Below are 18,063 nucleotides of genomic sequence, written 5' to 3'. Positions count from 1 at the left end.
GCCCGCGCCGGGCGTCCTCGGCCGAGCAGGCAACGAAGTGGACACCATTCTTCGTCCATCACGACGCCCTGAGCGTCGACTGCGAAATCTTCCTCTGCAGCCCGACCTCCTTGAGATATCGATTCGCGGCGGTGACCCCGGCAATGCTGCCCGGCGTGATCTGCTGATAGGGAATGGCATAGGGACGAATGCCCGGAGCGGCTGCGAGCATCGGTGTCTCCCCCGGGTTGATGAGCGTCAGACCGGTGAAGATCAACCAGCCGAGGACGAACCCCATCACGGTCTTCGGTCCCGGGCGGTCACCGAAGACCTCGATGACCTCGCCGAGCTCCTCACGGTGACGACGGGCCTTTCGCATCACGGAACCCAACACAACCCCGACCTTCGGATCAATCGTCAGAACAGCCGGACCCTTTTGGGCTCACAGCCCTGACTCTGGACCCACGAAAAAGTCCCTCACCGGCTATCCTGCCTGGTGAGGGACTTCCCTTCGGTGCGCCACGAGGGATTCGAACCCCCAACCTTCTGATCCGTAGTCAGATGCTCTATCCGTTGAGCTAGTGGCGCGAGTTGTTCGGACTGACGCCGTGCAACTCGAACAACTATACACACCAGTTTCGCTCAAGCTCAAATCGCGTCCGCGTGCGCTTCGCCACATTCGCGCACAGGCGGGCAGTCGCCTCGGCGAACCGGGAATGAAAGCGCGGATTTCAGCAACGAGTCACCAATGAAACAACGCGTCAATTAATTGCAATGACACGTCATGTCAAAGTCTGATTCACGTCAATGAAGTCGTTCTTGTGACCCAATGCACATCTTCGAGTGACCGAAACCAGCGATTTTCGTGCTTGTCCCCATCCTACGGTGGATGTGTACCAACCGCTCGACGGAACCAGCAACCGCCTGAGACGCAACCCCGCACTCGACCTCAAAGGAGACCACTCATGACTGTCCTCGACCATGATGTCGTCGCTGACCAGCTGAAGAATGCACCGACCCGAAACGAGTCGGTACTCTCATTCGTCGGCCGGATCGCCGCCCTCACCACTCCGGATGACATCGTCTGGATCGACGGTTCCGAGGAGCAGAAGAATCAGATCGCCGAGCAGCTCGTCGAGGCCGGCACCATCAAGCGCCTCACCGGCACCAAGGACTCCTACTACGCGGCCTCCGACCCCGAGGACGTCGCCCGCGTCGAGGGCCGCACCTTCATCTGTTCCGAAGAGGAGAAGGATGCCGGCCCGCTGAACAACTGGGTCGCTCCCGCGGAGATGAAGGAAACCCTCAACCCGCTCTTCGCCGGATCGATGCGCGGACGCACCATGTACGTCATCCCGTTCGTCATGGGCCACGCCGAGGCGGACCAGCCGATGTTCGGCATCGAGGTCACCGACTCGGCCTACGTCGTCCTCTCCATGCTCGTCATGGCTCGCTCGGGCAAGTACGCCCTCGATGCGATCGACTCCCAGGATGCGAAGTTCGTCGAGTGCGTGCACTCCGTCGGCGCTCCGCTCGAAGAAGGTCAGGAGGACGTCGCCTGGCCCTGCAACACCACGAAGTACATCACCCACTTCCCCGAAGAGCGCGCCATCTGGTCCTTTGGATCCGGCTACGGCGGCAACGCCCTGCTCGGCAAGAAGTGCTACGCGCTGCGCATCGCCTCGGCGATCGCTCGCGACGAGGGCTGGCTGGCCGAGCACATGCTCATCCTCAAGCTGACGAACCCGGAGGGCGAGGTCAAGTACGTCGCCGCCGCGTTCCCCTCGGCCTGCGGCAAGACGAACCTCGCGATGATCGAACCCACCATCCCCGGCTGGAAGGCCGAGACCCTTGGTGACGACATCGCGTGGATGCGCTTCGGCGAAGACGGCCAGCTCTACGCCGTCAACCCCGAGTTCGGCCTCTTCGGCGTGGCTCCGGGCACCGGATACACCACGAACCCGACTGCGATGCGCGCCATCGAAGCCGGCGGCAACATCTTCACCAACGTCGCCCTGACCGATGACGGTGAGGTGTGGTGGGAAGGCAAGACCGACGAGAAGCCGGCGCATCTCACCGACTGGAGGGGCAACGACTGGACGCCTGAGTCCGAGACCCCTGCCGCTCACCCGAACTCGCGTTTCTGCACCCCGATCGCCAACGTTCCCACCCTGGCTCCCGAGTGGACCAACCCGAACGGTGTTCCGATCTCGGCCATCCTCTTCGGCGGTCGCCGCAAGACCACGATGCCACTGGTCACCGAGACCAAGGACTGGACCCACGGCGTGTTCATGGGTTCGGTGCTGTCCTCGGAGACCACAGCCGCTGCCACCGGAGCCGTCGGCGTCGTCCGCCGCGACCCGATGGCCATGCGCCCGTTCATCGGCTACAACGTGGGTGACTACCTGCAGCACTGGCTGAACATCGGCAACACCGAGGGTGCCCAGCTGCCGAAGATCTTCTACGTCAACTGGTTCCGCCGCGACGACGACAACTCGTTCCTGTGGCCCGGGTTCTCCGAGAACTCGCGCGTTCTCAAGTGGGTCTTCGAGCGCGTGGCCGGCACCGCCGACGCTCAGGAGTCTCCGCTCGGACTCACCCCGGTCGAGGGCGGCCTGGACACCGAGGGCCTCGACTTCACCGATGAGCAGCTGCGCAGGGCACTGGCCATCAAGCCCGAGGAATGGGAGACCGAACTCGGCCTCATCGAGGACTGGTACGCCGAGCTCGGCGATTCGGTTCCGACCGAACTGCGCGCCGAGGTCGAGAACCTCCGGAAGCGCCTCGGCCTGGCCTGAGACGCGGAGAGCCTGAGACTCCCCGAGTCTGACTCGAGTCTCAAGGCCGATGGAGAGGTTCGGCCCCCGGGCTGAGCCGTCCTGTCCCACAGAGAATCCCCCAACCGCCGCCGAGGTGGTTGGGGGATTCTCATGTTTCGTGGGTGTGCGGCCCATGCTCCCGCTGCAAAGCGGTATCCGTCCCACACCGTCAGCGGCAACTCGCCCCGCAAGCCACACGACGCCCTCGCACCGCCATAACGCACCGATGCAACAGCAGGAGATGTCGCTAACGGTGACTGATGCCGAACCGCCGGAGTGCGGCTCATGCTCCCGCTGCGACGCGGTATCCGTCCCACACCGTCAGCGGCAACTCGCCCCGCAAGCCACACGACGCCCTCGCACCGCCATAACGCACCGGTGCAACAGCAGGAGATGTCGCTAACGGTGACTGATGCCGAACCGCCGGAGTGCGGCTCATGCTCCCGCTGCGACGCGGTATCCGTCCCACACCGTCAGCGGCAACTCGCACCGCAAGCCACACGACGCCCTCGCACCGCCATAACGCACCGGTGCAACAGCAGGAGATGTCGCTAACGGTGACTGATGCCGAACCGCCGGTACGTGACGCTGCCGGTACATGAACGTTGCCGGGGTGGTGAGGCTGCCGGTACATGACGCTGCCGGCACGTGGTGCGGGAGGTATGGGGCGATCAGGCGTGGTGAACACCCGCCGCTCCGTGACGCTCGTAGTGAGCTCGTACGGCCTCGGTGTCAGGCTCCGTGCAGTGCCGGCACGATGAGGTAGACGCCGAGGAGGACGACGAGTCCGCAGATGCTGAAGACCGCCCAATAGCCGGCCTTGAGCAGCGAGTTGCCCCTGCCCTCTTCGACTCGATCGAGATGAACCGCGCGCATCCGCACGGCCGAGGAGAAGAGGGTGATGACGATGATCGCCGAGATCCAGGTCGCGGCCGCAACGATGACGAACGAGCTCCACTCGATCATTTCGCGTCTCCCTTGTCGCTGGCTTCGGCCCCGACCGAAGAGTCCTTCTGAGCCTCAACCTGAGTCCCGGCCGGCGAGTCCTGCGGCACGGAACCATTCGCGCCCTCAGGGCGGGGGGCCCGAGCTTTCTTCTTCGCACCTCGAGCGCGACGCTTCTCCTTCGCCGCCTGCTTCTCTGCCCACGCCTCTCGGCGGGCTTCACGCCTGGCACGGGCTCGTTTGCGGTTGCGGTCCTTGCGCAGTTTGCGCTTGCGACCGCGAATGTTCACTGCCTCGCCGACGGTGTCGAAGCCCGAAAGGTCGGTCTCCTTGGTCTGGCGGGAGCTGAAGTAGATCCAGAGGACGACGATGACTGCGGCCACCGTATCGATGATGACACCGACCAGCCCGAGGTGGGCGATCCCGGCGGCGAGCCCGCCTACGATGGCGGCTGCCGGGATGGTGAACAGCCAGCCCGAAGCGATTCGCCCGGCCGTCGACCACTGGACGTCGGCGCCTTTGCGGCCGAGCCCCGAGCCGAGCACCGAGCCGGAGGCGACCTGGGTCGTCGACAGGGCGAAGCCGAGGTGCGAGGAGGCGAGGATGGCTGCGGCGGTCGAGGTTTCGGCGGACAGCCCCTGAGCGGCCTTGACCGTCGTCAGCTTGGTGCCGAGGGTATCGATGATGCGCCAACCGCCGACGTAGGTGCCGAGCGCGATCGCCAGAGCACACGAGGCGATGACCCAGATGTGGGGGCCGGTACCGTGTTCCTGCAGGTTCGCGGAGACGAGCACGAGGGTGATGACGCCCATCGTCTTCTGTGCGTCGTTCGTGCCGTGCGCGAGCGCCACCAGCGAGGAGGAGAAGATCTGCCCGTACTTGAACGGTCCGCGACGCGCGGTCTTGCCTTCCTTGTTGCGGCGGGTGATGGCGTAGGCGATGCGGGTGCACAGGTACGCGCTGAACCCGGCGATGATCGGCGCGGCCAACGCCGGGATCACGACCTTGGACAGGAAGACTCCGAAGTCGACGGAGCTGAGTCCGGCACCGACGATGGCCGCGCCGATGAGGCCGCCGAAGAGCGCATGGGACGAAGAGGAGGGAAGGCCGAAGCGCCAGGTCGCCATGTTCCAGACGATGGCGCCGATGAGACCGGCGAGGATGAAGTCGGGAGTGATCTGCACTCCCCCGCCGCCTTCTTTGATGATGCCGCCGGAGATGGTCTTGGCCACCTCGGTGGAGAGGAAGGCGCCGACGAGGTTGAGGATCGCGGCGAGCGTGACCGCCGTCTTCGGTTTGATGGCTCCGGTGGCGATCGGCGTGGCCATGGCATTGGCCGTATCGTGAAAGCCGTTGGTGAAGTCGAAGAACAGTGCCAGTGCTATGACGAGCACGACAACGAAGATGATTTCCACTAATCGACCTTGGGTGTAGACACTATTCGGACCGTGGATGATGCAGCTGGCGGCCAGCGATCACTATCCCGCTGAAGTCTACCCTCGACTTCTGCCGATCTTCATCCGCAGTTCGACCCTACTCCACTCCGTTTACCGGATGTTCACTTTTGACGTGGGCAAATGCGCTCCGCCCGGAGCAGAATGCAATAGCGCTCACATTACGGGCGGAGCACAGATGGACTCTCAGGCCACGAATCCGTCGGCGACGTCGAGCGCCTGGTCGAGGACGTCGAGTCCGAAGCGCAGATCCGCGTCCCCGATGTTCAGCGGCGGCACCACGTGGATCCGGTTGAAGTTCGCGAACGGGAGGACTCCCCCGGATTTGAGGGCGGCGACGACCGCGTTCATCTCCGGTGAGCTTCCACCGTAGGCGGCCAGGGGTTCCTTCGTCACCCGGTCGCGCACGAGCTCGACCGCCCAGAAGCAGCCCCGTCCCCGCACGTCACCGACCGAGGGGTGGCGAGAGGCCATCTCCTGCAGTGCCGGTCCGATGATCTCAGCGCCGAGGCGGTCGGCGTTGTCGACCATCCCCTCAGTCTCCATGGCGTTGATCGTCGCCACTGCGGCCGCACAGGCCAGCGGGTGGCCCGAATAGGTCAGACCGCCCGGGTAGGCCCGGTCGCGGAAGGTCTCGAAGATCGCGTCCGAGATCGCGACACCGCCCAGCGGCACGTATCCGGAGTTCACTCCCTTGGCGAAGGTGATGAGGTCCGGCGCAACGCCCCAATGATCGAGTGCGAACCAGCGACCGGTGCGCCCGAAACCGGCCATCACCTCGTCGGCAATGAAGACGATCCCGTGCTTCGCCGTCAGTTCGCGCACACCTTCGAGGTATCCGGCCGGAGGACCGTAGATCCCGGCAGTGCCCGGCACGGTCTCGAGGATGAGGGCGGCGATGTTGCCCGGTCCTTCCAGCGTGATCATGTCTTCGAGGTGGGCCAGTGCCCGCTGCGTCTCCTCGGCTTCGGAACTCGAGTTGAAGTAGGAGCGGTACTGGTAGGCGGGCATGAAGTGGACGATGCCTTCGGCCGAGTAGTCGTTGGCGAACCGTCGCGGGTCGCCGGTGACGTTGACGGCCAGCTGGGTTCCGCCGTGATAGCTGCGATAGGCCGAGAGCACCTTCGTCCGCCCGGTGTGCAGCCGCGCCATGCGGATGGCGTGCTCGTTCGCATCGGCCCCGCCGTTGGTGAAGAACACATGGTCGAGGTCTCCGGGGGTGCGCTCGGCGATGAGTCGAGCCGCCTCGGAGCGGGCGTCGTTGACGTACTGCGGGGCAATCGTGCACAGCCTGCCCGCCTGCTCCTGGATCGCTGCGACCACGCTCGGGTGCTGGTGGCCGATGTTCGTGTTGACCAGCTGTGAGGACATGTCGAGCAGCTTCCGGCCCTCACCGTCCCAGACATAGGATCCTGCGGCGTCGATGATCGTCATCGGGTCGAAGGGACCCTGCGCCTGCCAGGAGTGGAAGACGTGGGCCCGGTCGAGTTCGTGGGCACGGCGCCCGGCGTCGATGCGGTCGGCGTCGATGCGGTCGACGTCGACGCGCGATTCGGTGAGCGGGGAATCCGCGGTGGTGGTCATGGGTGCTCCTTCGCCGAGGTGGCTGTGCGTGAGAGGTCAGTCGTTGGTGGGGAATCCGAGGTTGAGTCCGCCGTGGCTGGGGTCGAGCCAGCGCGAGGTCACGACCTTGCCGCGGGTGAAGAAGTGGACGCCTTCGTCGCCGTAGGCGTGGGTGTCTCCGAACAGCGAGTTCTTCCACCCGCCGAAGGAGTAATAGCCCACCGGCACGGGGATGGGCACATTGATGCCGACCATTCCGACCTCGACCTCGGTCTCATAGCGGCGGGCCGCTCCTCCGTCGTTGGTGAAGATCGCGGTGCCGTTGCCGTAGGGGTTGGAGTTGATGAGCCCGAGGCCTTCGTCGTAGCCGGGGACGCGGACGACGGCGAGGACGGGGCCGAAGATCTCGTCGGTGTAGATCGACATATCGGGGCTGACATGGTCGAACAGCGTCGGGTTGAGGAAGAAGCCCGCATCGGCCGTGTTCTCGCGACCGTCGAGGACGATGGTGGCGCCTTCGGCCGCGCCGGCGTCGATGTAGCCGGCGACCTTGTCTCTGTGGGCGGCGGTGACCAACGGTCCCATGTCCGGTTCGTCCGCTCCGTCACCGACCCGCAGGGTCCGCGTGCGTTCGGCGATCTTGGCCACGAGCTCATCGGCGATGGACTCGACGGCGACGACGACGGAGATCGCCATGCAGCGCTCACCGGCCGCACCGTAGCCGGCGTTGACGGCGGCATCGGCGGCGAGGTCGAGATCGGCATCCGGCAGGACCAGCATGTGGTTCTTCGCCCCGCCGAGGGCCTGGACGCGTTTGCCGGTGGCGGTGCCGTTCTCGTAGACGTACTGAGCGATGGGAGTCGAGCCGACGAAGGACACCGAGGCGACCTCCGGGCTCTCGAGCAGCGTGTCCACGGCCTCCTTGTCCCCGTGGACGACGTTGAACACGCCGTCGGGCAGTCCCGCTTCCTTCCACAGTTCGGCCAGCCAGTTCGCCGCCGAGGGGTCCTTCTCCGAGGGCTTGAGGACGACGGTGTTGCCGGTGGCGATGGCCACGGGGAAGAACCACATGGGCACCATGGCCGGGAAGTTGAAGGGCGAGATGATGGCCGAGACGCCGAGCGGCTGGCGCAGGGAGTGGACATCGATCTTCGTCGAGGCGTTCTGCGTGTGACCGCCGCGGAGGTGGCCGGCGATGCCGCAGGCGAATTCGACGACCTCCTGGCCGCGAGCGACTTCGCCGAGGGCGTCGGAGACGACCTTGCCGTGTTCGGCCGTGATGATCTCAGCCAGTTCCTGTTTGCGCGCGTTGAGCAGCTCACGGAAGGCGAAGAGGATCGACGTCCGCTTCGCCAGAGAGGTGTCGCGCCAGGCGGGGAAGGCCGCCGCAGCGGCGTCGATCGCCGATTCCACGGTGGCCCTCGACCCCAGCGCCACCTGGCCGGTCACCTGACCGGAGGCCGGATTCGTGATTTCGCCGAGGCGGGTGTCGGTGTCCGCGGTCACGGCCTGTCCGTTGATCCAATGGGTGAGCGTTGCCATGAAGGCTCCTTCTGCGTCGTCGAAGAGTCGGTTGAGTCCATCTTCGATCTGCCGCACCGATCCCGAAAGCGTCAGAGTGTCAGAATGTTCCGCTCTGGCTTTACACTGTGTCAATGGACAGCGTGTGGGAATCGAGCGGATCATCGCTGAGCATCGCCGGTCTGCTCGAGTTCGAGGTGATCAGTGCCGCGGAGCCGCTCGTGCTGGCCGGCACTGCTTGTCTTGACCGGGCGATCCGCTGGGTCCACATCGCCGACTCCGAACACGTCGAGCGCTTCCTCGAAGGCGGGGAACTCGTGCTGACCACGGCCACGACCTTCCGTCATTCGCCTGCGGCGATGGCGGAGTTCCTCGACCAGCTCGAACGCGCGGGTGCCGCTGGGACGATCATCGAACTCGTCGACGAGGACTCGGCCTTCGACGAGGCGGCGGGCGCGATCGTGCGGGAGGCCGCCTCGGCGAGGGAGCTGCCCGTCATCGTCCTGCCGCGGCGGGTGAAGTTCGTCAGGATCACCGAGCTCGCGCATCGCAGTCTGCTCGCGCAGCAGATCTCGCGGCTCGAACATGCTCGGGAGATCCACGAGACGTATACGCAGCTGAGCCTCGATCGGGCCGAGGCGCAGACGATCGTCGATCGCACGGCCGAGCTGCTCGGCACGGCAGTCGTTCTCGAGGATGTGTCCCATCGGGTGCTCGCACATTCCGGCCGCGGTTCGCAGGCTCTTGCGCAGAAGTGGGCCGACCTCGTCAGCGGTGCGAATCCGGTGCCCGACGGGCTGGATGCGACGCGGTGGCGGCAGACTCCGGTGGGTCTGCGGTCTCGCCGGTGGGGTCGGCTCGTCGTCCCCGGTGCTGCCGAGTCCGTCGCCGATCTCGATCAGGTGATCGAACGCGCCGGTGAAGCCCTGACGCTGACCCGGATGGCCGATCGCGATGAGCAGGATCTGCTGCTGCAGGCTCAGAGCGGGCTGATCAGAGAGATCACGGACTCAGAAGGACTCGACGAACGTGCGGCGCTGGAACGTGCCCGTTCACTGGGATTCACTCCGGCCGACGGGGCCGAGCTCACTCCGGTGGTCATCCGGATCGACCGTGAAGCCGACACCGATCCGACTCGAGTGCAGCTGCAGGAGCGGGGCCTGACGCAGGAGATCACTTCCGCCGCTTCGCGCCTGAATCTGTGTGTGCTCATGACGAGCCTGCAGTCGGGGGCTTTCGGGTTCGTCCTGGCACCTGGTCGCGGGAGAGGCAGACGGTCGCAGCAGAGTCCGCGCAGCACCGAGGAGGCCGATGACTGGCTCAACCGCCTCCTCGCCGAGCTCGAGGGGCTTGCAGCCAGCTGGGTGGTCGGGGTCGGCCGGAGCAGCACCTCTCTGCTTCAGGCTGTCGCCGGTCTTGAAGCGGCGTCCCACGTCGCCGAGGTCGCCTCGACTCTCGATGTGCGTGAGCGCTCGTTCTACCGCTCCTCGGATGTGCGTATCCGCGGGTTGCTGTCTCTGTTGGCCGAGGACTCGCGGCTGCGCGCCTTCGCCGAGGGAGAGTTGTGGCCGCTGCTCGGCGCCTCCGGTCGTGATGGCGGTCGCCGGGACGGGGTGCTGTCGCCGGCCGCGGATTCCGCAGATGAGGGACTGCTCGACTTCCTCGAGCTGTACCTCTCCCACGGTGGCAACAAATCCGCGATGGCGCGGGCCGGGCACCTGTCCCGGCCCGCGCTCTACGCGCGGATTACGCGTCTGCAGGACCGCCTCGGCGTCTCACTCGATGATGCGGAGTCACGCACGGCGCTGCACGTGGCGCTGCTGTGGTGGAGGATGTATGGCTGAGGATCGGGCGGCAGGCCACCCGGTCCGCAGTGTTTCAGTTGAGAATTGAGCGGATCAAATCCGTGACGGGGATTCCTCGGTCGGCCGCCTCGGCGCGATTGACGTAGCGACGATCGCCGGGCAGACGATCCATGCCCGCGTCGCGGAGCATATCGACGAATTCGCGGACTCGGCCCAGGTAGGCGTCGTTGCCGCCGCGCTCGGGGTCGAGGACGATGAAGAGCTGACCGGTGCGGAAGGTGTGGGCACCGTCGGGGGCCTCCGCGTCGATCTCGTAGGTGAAGGCACCGCCGGTCAGCCCGGCCGCCAGCGTTTCGATCATGAACGACAGCAGTGCACCCTTATGCCTGCCGATGGGCCGGATTCCGCCGCCGTCGAGGATGGCGCTGGGATCCGTGGTGTCCGCGCCGGTCGAGTCGACCCCGGTCCCGACCGGAACGTCCCGGCCCTCGGCCCGCAGCAGCTGCAGGTCCCCGTGGGACATCGACGATGTGGAGAAGTCGAAGACGATCGGGTCCGCACCAGCCACGGGAGTGGCGAAACCGAACGGGTTGGTGCTGAAGACCGGGCGCGTGGCCCCTTCGGGAACGACGGCGAGCTTGCCGCTGGCGATCATGCCCATCGCCACCCGCCCCTCGCGGGCAAAGGCTTCGAGGTCGGGCCACAGAGCACTGAAGTGATGGGTACTGCGCAGGGCGATGACAGCGACGCCGGACTCGGCAACCGCCTCGTCGATCGTCGGACGCGCCTCGGCGAGTGCGGGTTGCGCGAAGCCGTTGCGTCCGTCGATGCGGATATAGGAGGGGCCGACAACGTCGATGTTCGGCTCCGCAGCCCCGTCCGCCCAGCCGCGGGTCAGCGAATCGAGGTAGCCGGCGACCCGGAAGACTCCGTGGCTGAGAGTGCCGTCGCGCTCACAGGTGGCACAGTTGGTCGCCAGCACTTCGGCCACCGAAGGCGAAGCGCCGGCGGCCACGAGCTTCTCTTCGATGGCCGAGACAAGGTCATCGAAAGAGATTCGGTCGGGTTCATTCGTCATTGTGTGCTCCTCATGTGCGGTCGATCGTGTCGGCGTCGACCACTGCCCTTACCCAGCAGACTATCGTTCGATCGGTCATCGGCCCTGCGGATCCTTGTCCGTTCCTCGGTTCTCGTCTGCGGGTTCTCAGTTCTCTTCTGCCGGTTCCGCCGCGCTCGTGCCGCCGCTCCAGATGTCACCGACGGTAAAGCCGATCGGGAACGGATCGTCGGGCTCGAGGACGAGCTGCTGGAATCCGGTGATCCATCCGCGCCCGGTGATCGAGGGGATCACGGCCGGCAGTCCGCAGATCTCGGTCTCTTCCTTCACCACGGCGGTGAAGGTCGTTCCCAGCATCGATTCGTGGACGGATCGCTGACCGACGGCCAGTTCGCCGCGGGCGTGCTTGGCTGCGACTCGGCCGCTCGTGCCGGTGCCGCAGGGCGAACGGTCGAACGTCCCCGTCCACGTCCTCGGATCGTCGAGGTCGACGATGCCGTTGGGCAGGACGACCGCATTGCGTCCGTCGGTGCCCGCTGTGCGGGCGGGCCCGTGGATCAGCGGCAGACCGATCGCGTCGATCTCCGGGATGAGAGGATGCCTCACCTCGAAGGTCTCGTTCGCCGCCTGCCGCATCACGCTGGCCGCTCTGATAATCTCCTCGGCATTGCCCGGATCAAGGTCCACGCCGAGGCTGTCCGCCGCAGTCTGCACGTAGAACTGACCCCCGAATACGATGTCGACGGGGATCGTCCCATACCCCGGCACCTCGAGCGGCAGGTCGAGTCCGTGGACGAATGCCGGGACGTTGTCGAAGGTCACCGACGTTGCTCGGCCCGCTTCCACCTCGGCGCGGACCGTGACGATGCCGGCGGCGGTATCGATGCGCAGCTCAGTGACCGGTTCGCTGACGTCGACGGATCCGGTCTCGATCAGCGCCGTGACGGTGCAGATGAGGTTCAACCCCGACATCGGCTTGAACCCGCCCTGCTCCATCACGATCATTCCGAAATCGCAGCTCGGATCTGTCGCAGGCACGACGATCGGCGAGCACAGGCCGGGATAGCCGCGGGGTTCGTGGAGGATGAGGTTCCGGAAGTCGTCGAGGTGCTCTTCGCAGTATCGGAGCTTTTCGGCCATCGTGGCACCTTTGACCCGCAGTCCCGAGCCGATGAGCACGCGACCGGGTTCGCCGGCCGCGTGAACATCGACGGCCTGGATGAGCTGTCTGTTCTTCACGTTCCCTCGTCTCTGCTCGGGCGGGCCTCAGCCCACGATTTCGCTGCCGGCGACTTGCTGTGTGGTCATGAGCCCATCCTCGTGAGTTCGGGCCCGTGCGGCGTTGACGTAAATCGTTCAGGAACGATTCGGGGACACACGAGCGAGCTGCTCACCGGGCAGCGTCGAGCTTCCACCAGTCATGAGTCCGGATAGCAGCCGAGCAGATCCCGGTGCCAATGTCAGACCGAGCATCGAATCTCCGGAGTTGTTGTAGGCGTTCTTCACGGAGTCCAGGCGCCCGATGACGGGAAGGCCGTCAGGAGTCATGGGGCGCGACCCAGCCCATGGAGCCAGTTCTCCCTGACCGTCGCCCCAATCACGGAATGCTTCCTGAGCCGCGCGGCGGATCGCACCGACGCGGACCTCGTTGACGTCGTCGTCCGTGCTGCCGAACTCCATCGTGCCCGCGAGCCTGAGCATGCCGTTCAGCGGAGTGAGGGCGACGCGAGCATCTTCGAGGGTCAGGGATGTGCGCAGCTGAATCGGAGCGGGTGAGTAGTCAATGCTGTAGCCCTTGCCCGAGTAGATCGGGACCTTCTGACCGAGTTGCCCGGCCAACACGCCGGACGGGACACCGGCCGAGATGACAAGTGCATCGGCCTTGATGACCTCCGAGTCCGAGGTGACAACTGCGGTCACAGCGTCGCCGGAGCGAACGAAGCGTCCGACCCGAGTGTCTTCTCGCACGACTACGCCGAGATCAGAGAGTTTCGCGAGGAGGCCCGCTGTCAGAGAATCGGGTTCGATCTGTCGGTCAGCCGAGAAGGACAGACCGTGGCGGATTCGATCGCTGAGAGCCGGTTCGGCCTCGCGGACTTCGTCATCATGCAGTCGCCGCGGCCGGTGGCCCGCGGCCTCGAAAGCGGGCAGGCTCGCACAGTGCTCGTCGAAGCGTTCCCGAGTCTCGAAAGCCAGCAGCACACCACGGTCGTGCATCTCGAAGTCGATGCCTTGAGCCTGGTACTCATCGAAGAGATCGTTCGCATCCTCGCCGAGGCGCAGGTGGAGGTCGAGTCCGGCTTCGAAGTCACGTGCGTTGCAGTGCCTGGCCATCTGCAAAAGGAATTTGAGATAGCCGGGCGCAAGGGACGGCTTGATCGATAGTGGGCTGTCGGGCTTGAGCATCCATCGGATCCCCTGAAGCAGCACCCCTGGGGCAGGCACCGGGGTGCTCTCGGCGATAGCGATCTTTGCGGCATTTCCGTGGGAGGCACCCGCACCGCATCGGGCAGCCTCGATGACGGTGACGTCGTGTCCACTCAGCGCCAGTTCGTAGGCGCTGGTCAGCCCGACCACGCCGCCTCCGATGATGACTGTCTTCAATCGGTTGCCCTCCGTTGGTCCCCGAACCGGCTGCTTCGCCGCCGGATCAGGGCCGACGTCACCGAAGTTGCCTCATGTATGACCATCTATTGAAAGAGACGCTATGCAGTGCTGTCAGGTTCGTCAATGGTCTCAGCCGCTCTTCCCGAACAGCCCAAGATCAGGCTCAGTCTTCGTAGCGGATTTCGACGCGACGGTTCTTCGCCCGGCCCTCGGGGTCGTCTTTGCCGTTCTTCTCATTCGACTCGACGGGCTCGGACTCGCCGAAGCCCTTTGCCGCCACGTCAAGGTCGGAGTTCTCCGAGGTGAGCACGTCGGCCACGGCCTTCGCACGGTCTTCGGAGAGCTTCTTGTTGTAGTCGTCCTCGCCCTTGGAATCCGTATGTCCGCCGACGATGATCTCGGAGTCGGTGGGCAGGTCCTTGACGAGTTCCTTGATCTTCTTCTTCGCGGCCTCGCTCAGTTCGGCCGAGTCGAAGTCGAAAAGGATATCGGTATCGAGGGTGACCACGGTGTCGCCGCCGCTGACCTTCGTCGTCTCAACGTCTTCGATCCCCTTCTCCAGGTCATGGATGCCAGGTTCGAGTTCGACGATACTTTCGTCGATCCGCGACTGGTCAGGATCAGTGAAGTCATCCGGTGTCGGAGTACCGCGATCGGCAATATCCTGCGGAGTCACAGGGTCAGCGAATGCAGATGCGGTTGGACCGGCGACAACGAGGCCGGCAGCCAACAGCACCGCGACCGGTCCGGCAGCTGCGTGCTTCACGAGATCTTCACTCCGGTAACGAGATTCATCCCGTCGACGACAGAGACCTCAACTTCATCGACGTCCGGTGGCGGTGCGGCAAAGACAGCGAAAGCGTAGTGGGTCTGGCCGGGCTTGAAGTTCGTACCCACAGAGTCCGTCTGTGCTTTATCGACGCTGTACTTGAGCACATGGTGCTTGCGCAGGTTCTGAGAGTCGACAAGGAACGGACTCCAGCTTCCATTGCCGAGGTAACCGTAGAGATTGTCGCCGGGATCATCCTCATCGGCCGCCTTCTCCGAGTTCACGGTGAACGCGAACTGCGCCACGAGAGTCTCGCCCTTCCGCTTCAATGGGAACAGCTGAACAGTCATCGTTGCCTCGTCGTCACCTTTGACGGTCGCGGGGATGTCTTGAGTGGCGACAGGATCGGGCAGATTATTCGGGTCGAGGCCGGCCGCCTCGGCGGATCCGGATTCCCCCTTGGAACCAGCGGCTTCGCTGGACTCCTCCGTTGATTCCTGGGTCTGTGCATCGTCAGCACTCTGCTTGTCCGCATCGTCGCCGGACGAACAGGCGGTCAGTGTCAGCGCGAGAACGGCTGCGGCAGCGGACAGAGCTGTCCTGCTGATCGGGGACATAGAGATCTCCTCAAGTGTCGCCGGAGCCGTGTTTGTCCTGGTCAGCTCCGGTGGCGGGGATGGTCGCGGATCATCCTACCTCGGACAAGTGAACTTTCACTACACAGCACGTATATCAAGATGAACTCCGGGTTCAGCACCCGCAGGCTCGAAATTCATGCGCCCCGATCACGATCACCACAAATGCACTTTGAAGCCGCTTTTGATGAGAAGTGGGGGTGGAATCGGGTTATAGGCCAAAATGTGTGTACAGGATGGCCTGCTTGCCCAGTAGCCAGTAGGGCAAGACTGGATTGAACATGCTCTGCAACCATGTTCAGTGCCCAATCCCAGAAATCACCCCGTCTGTGGTGTATGTGCAAACAAGCTCGTCAAGAATGGCAAAACCGGTGCCGGACGCACCAGGTGGCGGTGCAAACACTGCGGCTGTTCAGCAATTCAGACGCGCACCGATTCGGCGAAGAAGGCAGACTTCAACAGCTTCATCGCATGGTTGACCAGCACGCAGCCACGAGGCGATTTCGCTACCAGCACTCGTACCTTCACACGAAAGATTCAATGGTGCTGGAACGTAACCCCCAGGGTGGTCCTGACAGGCGAGATCCATGACCAGATCATGCTCGACGGCACCTACTTCAACGGTTGGTGCGTGCTCATCGCCTACACCGGCACTCACGTCATCGACTGGCAATGGTGCGACCAGGAGAAGAACGCGTCCTGGACAGCCCTCATCAGCCGCATCCCCGCCCCGGTGGCTGCGATCGTCGATGGCAACGGACCATTGACGACAACGATCAAGCGACTCTGGCCGACCACCCGTATCCAACGGTGTCACTTCCACATCCGACAGGCCGCACATCGGTACCTGACCATGCGGCCCGTCCTGCCGGCGAACAAGGAACTCCTCGGCCTGTTCAAGATGCTGCCGAAGGTCACCAGCCTCGACGAAGCCGCGAAGTGGACAGGCGCATTCACGTCCTGGGAAGCGAAATGGGAATCGTTCCTCAAACACCGCACCCAGGTGCGGCCAGGAACACCCCGACCGGCACACGTGAAGCCGGGACAGCGCTGGTGGTACACGCATCTTCGGACCCGTCGAGCCCACAACCTGCTGACAGGACTCCTCCGCGACCGGCAACTGTTCACGTGGCTAGGGCGTGTCTGATAAATGCTGTAACCAAGCGATGACACCGTTGAGCACGACAGCGGCTCGATAGACGACGGCGAGTTTGTCATAGCGAGTGGCCAGTCCTCGCCACTGCTTCAAACGGGCGTACCCGCGCTCGATGACATTGCGGCCCTTGTATTTGATTGCATCGAACTTCGGTGGATGGCCACCCTTTGATCCTCGCCGGAGACGATGGCCTTGCTGATCGGAGGGTTCGGAGATGACTGCCTCGATCTTCCGCGACCGCAGCAGTGACCGGTTCGCTCTCGATGAGTAGGCCTTGTCGCCAAGGACGGCGTCCGGGCGGGTGCGTCGACCGACCTGAAGGTTGTCCAACAGAGGGGCGAGCATCGGGCTGTCGCCGTCCTGGCCAGCGGTGCAGATTGACACCAGCGGCAGTCCGTGGCCATCGACGAGCTGATGAGTCTTTGTTGACAAGCCTCCGCGCGAGCGGCCGAAAGCGTGGTCAGGCGACTCTGTCAGTAGATCCTTGTAATTCGACGAGTCCCTTTTTTAGGCGGCTGATGTTCGTCGCGTGTTGATGTGCGCGAGCGATCGTGGAGTCGACTGAGACGGTGAAGTCGACTTTGTCATTCTTTGCCGCGTGGACAGTCAGAGCCTGGTGGATGGCATCCCAGGTGCCGTCGGCGGCGAGGCGGCGGTGCCAGGTCCACACGGTCTGCCATTTGCCGAAGGTCTCGGGCAGATCGCGCCAAGCGATACCGGTGCGGTAGCGGTAGATGATGCCCTCGATCATCTGTCTGGGATCGGAGAACGGGCGGCCTCGTCGGCCGGTCGGTGCCGGGAGGTAGTCGGCGATGAGAGCCCATTGGTCATCAGTGAGTAGTTGGAATCGAGACACGATTCCAGGGTTTCAGAATCCCGCCGGGAAATTTATCAGACACGCCCTAGAACTAGCCGAAGACGACTACACGATCGCGAAGACTACGAACCCATTAGAGGGCGGCCCGAACAAAGCGATCAAGGACTTCCTCCGAGCCCATCGAGGACTGAACATCGATCATGCCCGCCGAGGAGTCGACTGGCTGTTGTCTCTGCGCACCGAGGCACCCAAGGACCCGTGGTCGTTCGTTACTCCACGAGCGTGGACACCACCGCGCAGCGTCCCGAATGTGGTGAAACCCGACACGGGCCGAGAGGAGACGAATCTTCTCTACGGGACGGGATTCAGCGTCGAGGATGGCAATGGGATCCAGAAGGGCTGGGGCGGCAGAACCCGGTGAGAACCAGCATCGACACGCCCTGCCCATACACACATTTTGGCCTATAACCCGTGGAATCTGGGCGCAAGCGATTCGGCGGGAACGCAAAAACCCCTACACCCGATATCTCATCGGATCGCAGGGGTTCTGCTTAATGCGGAGCCGGTGGGATTTGAACCCACGGTCCCCCTATTGGAGGACTTCACCTTAGCAGGGTGACGCTTTCGGCCGCTCAGCCACGACTCCTTTGCAGTACGGTGATCCGCTCCGGCGAAATGCACGGTGACACACCCTCCAGCACTACAGATAACAGCCTAAGGTAAAGGTGGCATCCAGGGCAAAGCGCGGAGTCGGAGAGTGGGCTTCGTCATAATCCGGTCCACCGCTGAAGCCCGCGAAACCGGGCCGAATGTCCCTTCTGCACTGCTCTCCCACACCGGAATTCCAGCATTCATCAATGTCCGGGCGTAAAATCGGCGTGAAGTGCTTTGCGGTCCGAACTCTTCTTCCCGCGGGAACACCGGTCGATTACCCGA

The 18,063-nt window shown here is 64.1% G+C and carries 14 protein-coding genes and 2 tRNA genes; 3 read left to right on the top strand and 13 right to left on the bottom strand.

Annotation, left to right across the window (positions count from 1 at the left end; translation table 11 throughout):
• Positions 1-58 precede the first annotated feature (58 nt).
• Both ACSE4D_RS10785 and ACSE4D_RS10780 read right to left on the bottom strand, forming a co-directional pair.
• Positions 59-358, bottom strand: coding sequence for a hypothetical protein (locus ACSE4D_RS10785; RefSeq protein WP_135539907.1), 300 nt, complete (start codon positions 356-358; stop codon positions 59-61).
• Positions 359-494: 136 nt separating this feature from the next.
• Positions 495-567 (bottom strand) — tRNA-Arg (locus ACSE4D_RS10780).
• A 377-nt stretch (positions 568-944) separates the two neighbouring features.
• Between ACSE4D_RS10780 and ACSE4D_RS10775 the strand changes: the two genes are divergently transcribed.
• The gene (locus tag ACSE4D_RS10775) at positions 945-2,777 is read left to right on the top strand and encodes a phosphoenolpyruvate carboxykinase (GTP) (RefSeq protein WP_436325930.1); all 1,833 of its coding nucleotides are present in this window, start codon (positions 945-947) and stop codon (positions 2,775-2,777) included.
• Positions 2,778-3,530: 753 nt separating this feature from the next.
• Here the strand turns inward: ACSE4D_RS10775 and ACSE4D_RS10770 are convergent.
• The 4 genes from ACSE4D_RS10770 to ACSE4D_RS10755 form a co-directional block, all read right to left on the bottom strand.
• Entirely contained in the window at positions 3,531-3,764 is a 234-nt protein-coding gene (locus tag ACSE4D_RS10770; RefSeq protein ID WP_135539904.1) for a hypothetical protein, read from the bottom strand.
• Complete coding sequence (locus ACSE4D_RS10765) at positions 3,761-5,158, bottom strand: inorganic phosphate transporter (protein WP_135539902.1); 1,398 nt, start codon at positions 5,156-5,158, stop codon at positions 3,761-3,763. The genes ACSE4D_RS10770 and ACSE4D_RS10765 overlap by 4 nt, the downstream gene beginning before the upstream one ends.
• Positions 5,159-5,383: 225 nt before the next feature.
• Positions 5,384-6,781, bottom strand: coding sequence for an aspartate aminotransferase family protein (locus ACSE4D_RS10760; RefSeq protein WP_425120527.1), 1,398 nt, complete (start codon positions 6,779-6,781; stop codon positions 5,384-5,386).
• A gap of 36 nt (positions 6,782-6,817) precedes the next feature.
• Complete coding sequence (locus tag ACSE4D_RS10755; RefSeq protein ID WP_425120526.1) at positions 6,818-8,302, bottom strand: CoA-acylating methylmalonate-semialdehyde dehydrogenase; 1,485 nt, start codon at positions 8,300-8,302, stop codon at positions 6,818-6,820.
• Between the two features lie 113 nt (positions 8,303-8,415).
• Between ACSE4D_RS10755 and ACSE4D_RS10750 the strand changes: the two genes are divergently transcribed.
• Complete coding sequence (locus ACSE4D_RS10750) at positions 8,416-10,125, top strand: PucR family transcriptional regulator (RefSeq protein ID WP_135539897.1); 1,710 nt, start codon at positions 8,416-8,418, stop codon at positions 10,123-10,125.
• A gap of 34 nt (positions 10,126-10,159) precedes the next feature.
• Here the strand turns inward: ACSE4D_RS10750 and ACSE4D_RS10745 are convergent, their stop codons facing one another.
• The 5 genes from ACSE4D_RS10745 to ACSE4D_RS10725 form a co-directional block, all read right to left on the bottom strand.
• Positions 10,160-11,164, bottom strand: a complete 1,005-nt coding sequence (locus ACSE4D_RS10745; protein WP_135539895.1) for an Ldh family oxidoreductase — start codon at positions 11,162-11,164, stop codon at positions 10,160-10,162.
• Between the two features lie 126 nt (positions 11,165-11,290).
• On the bottom strand, positions 11,291-12,382 hold the full coding sequence (locus ACSE4D_RS10740) for a proline racemase family protein (protein WP_135539893.1): 1,092 nt from the start codon (positions 12,380-12,382) through the stop codon (positions 11,291-11,293).
• A gap of 117 nt (positions 12,383-12,499) precedes the next feature.
• Positions 12,500-13,747 carry an FAD-dependent oxidoreductase gene (locus ACSE4D_RS10735; RefSeq protein ID WP_135539892.1) on the bottom strand — a complete coding sequence of 416 codons (1,248 nt, stop codon included), beginning with the start codon at positions 13,745-13,747 and terminating at the stop codon, positions 12,500-12,502.
• A 166-nt stretch (positions 13,748-13,913) separates the two neighbouring features.
• On the bottom strand, positions 13,914-14,516 hold the full coding sequence (locus tag ACSE4D_RS10730; RefSeq protein ID WP_101598897.1) for an OmpA family protein: 603 nt from the start codon (positions 14,514-14,516) through the stop codon (positions 13,914-13,916).
• Positions 14,513-15,136 carry a hypothetical protein gene (locus ACSE4D_RS10725; RefSeq protein WP_135539890.1) on the bottom strand — a complete coding sequence of 208 codons (624 nt, stop codon included), beginning with the start codon at positions 15,134-15,136 and terminating at the stop codon, positions 14,513-14,515. Before ACSE4D_RS10725 ends, ACSE4D_RS10730 begins: the two co-directional genes overlap by 4 nt.
• Positions 15,137-15,455: 319 nt before the next feature.
• Between ACSE4D_RS10725 and ACSE4D_RS10720 the strand changes: the two genes are divergently transcribed.
• Positions 15,456-16,301, top strand: coding sequence for an IS1249 family transposase (locus ACSE4D_RS10720; protein WP_436325929.1), 846 nt, complete (start codon positions 15,456-15,458; stop codon positions 16,299-16,301).
• Here the strand turns inward: ACSE4D_RS10720 and ACSE4D_RS10715 are convergent.
• Together ACSE4D_RS10715 and ACSE4D_RS10710 are read right to left on the bottom strand one after the other, a co-directional pair.
• A protein-coding gene (locus ACSE4D_RS10715; RefSeq protein ID WP_135539887.1) for an IS5 family transposase occupies positions 16,287-17,166 on the bottom strand; the annotation gives its coding sequence in 2 pieces (ribosomal slippage) (positions 16,287-16,808 and positions 16,810-17,166; 879 coding nt in all). The genes ACSE4D_RS10720 and ACSE4D_RS10715 overlap by 15 nt on opposite strands.
• Before the next feature lie 518 nt (positions 17,167-17,684).
• Positions 17,685-17,773, bottom strand: a tRNA-Ser gene (locus ACSE4D_RS10710).
• Positions 17,774-18,063: the final 290 nt, after the last annotated feature.

This window comes from Brevibacterium sp. FAM 27836 (assembly GCF_051351055.1).
In the GTDB taxonomy this organism is placed as follows: domain Bacteria; phylum Actinomycetota; class Actinomycetes; order Actinomycetales; family Brevibacteriaceae; genus Brevibacterium.
The sequence above is the reverse complement of the archived record's forward strand: the minus strand, read 5'-3'. Positions and strand labels throughout refer to the sequence as shown.

Coding starts and splice junctions, on each gene's coding strand:
- ACSE4D_RS10785 (WP_135539907.1), bottom strand. CDS start 358: ATGCGAAAGGCCCGTCGTCACCGTGAGGAGCTCGGCGAGGTCATCGAG.
- ACSE4D_RS10775 (WP_436325930.1), top strand. CDS start 945: ATGACTGTCCTCGACCATGATGTCGTCGCTGACCAGCTGAAGAATGCA.
- ACSE4D_RS10770 (WP_135539904.1), bottom strand. CDS start 3,764: ATGATCGAGTGGAGCTCGTTCGTCATCGTTGCGGCCGCGACCTGGATC.
- ACSE4D_RS10760 (WP_425120527.1), bottom strand. CDS start 6,781: ATGACCACCACCGCGGATTCCCCGCTCACCGAATCGCGCGTCGACGTC.
- ACSE4D_RS10755 (WP_425120526.1), bottom strand. CDS start 8,302: ATGGCAACGCTCACCCATTGGATCAACGGACAGGCCGTGACCGCGGAC.
- ACSE4D_RS10750 (WP_135539897.1), top strand. CDS start 8,416: ATGGACAGCGTGTGGGAATCGAGCGGATCATCGCTGAGCATCGCCGGT.
- ACSE4D_RS10745 (WP_135539895.1), bottom strand. CDS start 11,164: ATGACGAATGAACCCGACCGAATCTCTTTCGATGACCTTGTCTCGGCC.
- ACSE4D_RS10725 (WP_135539890.1), bottom strand. CDS start 15,136: ATGTCCCCGATCAGCAGGACAGCTCTGTCCGCTGCCGCAGCCGTTCTC.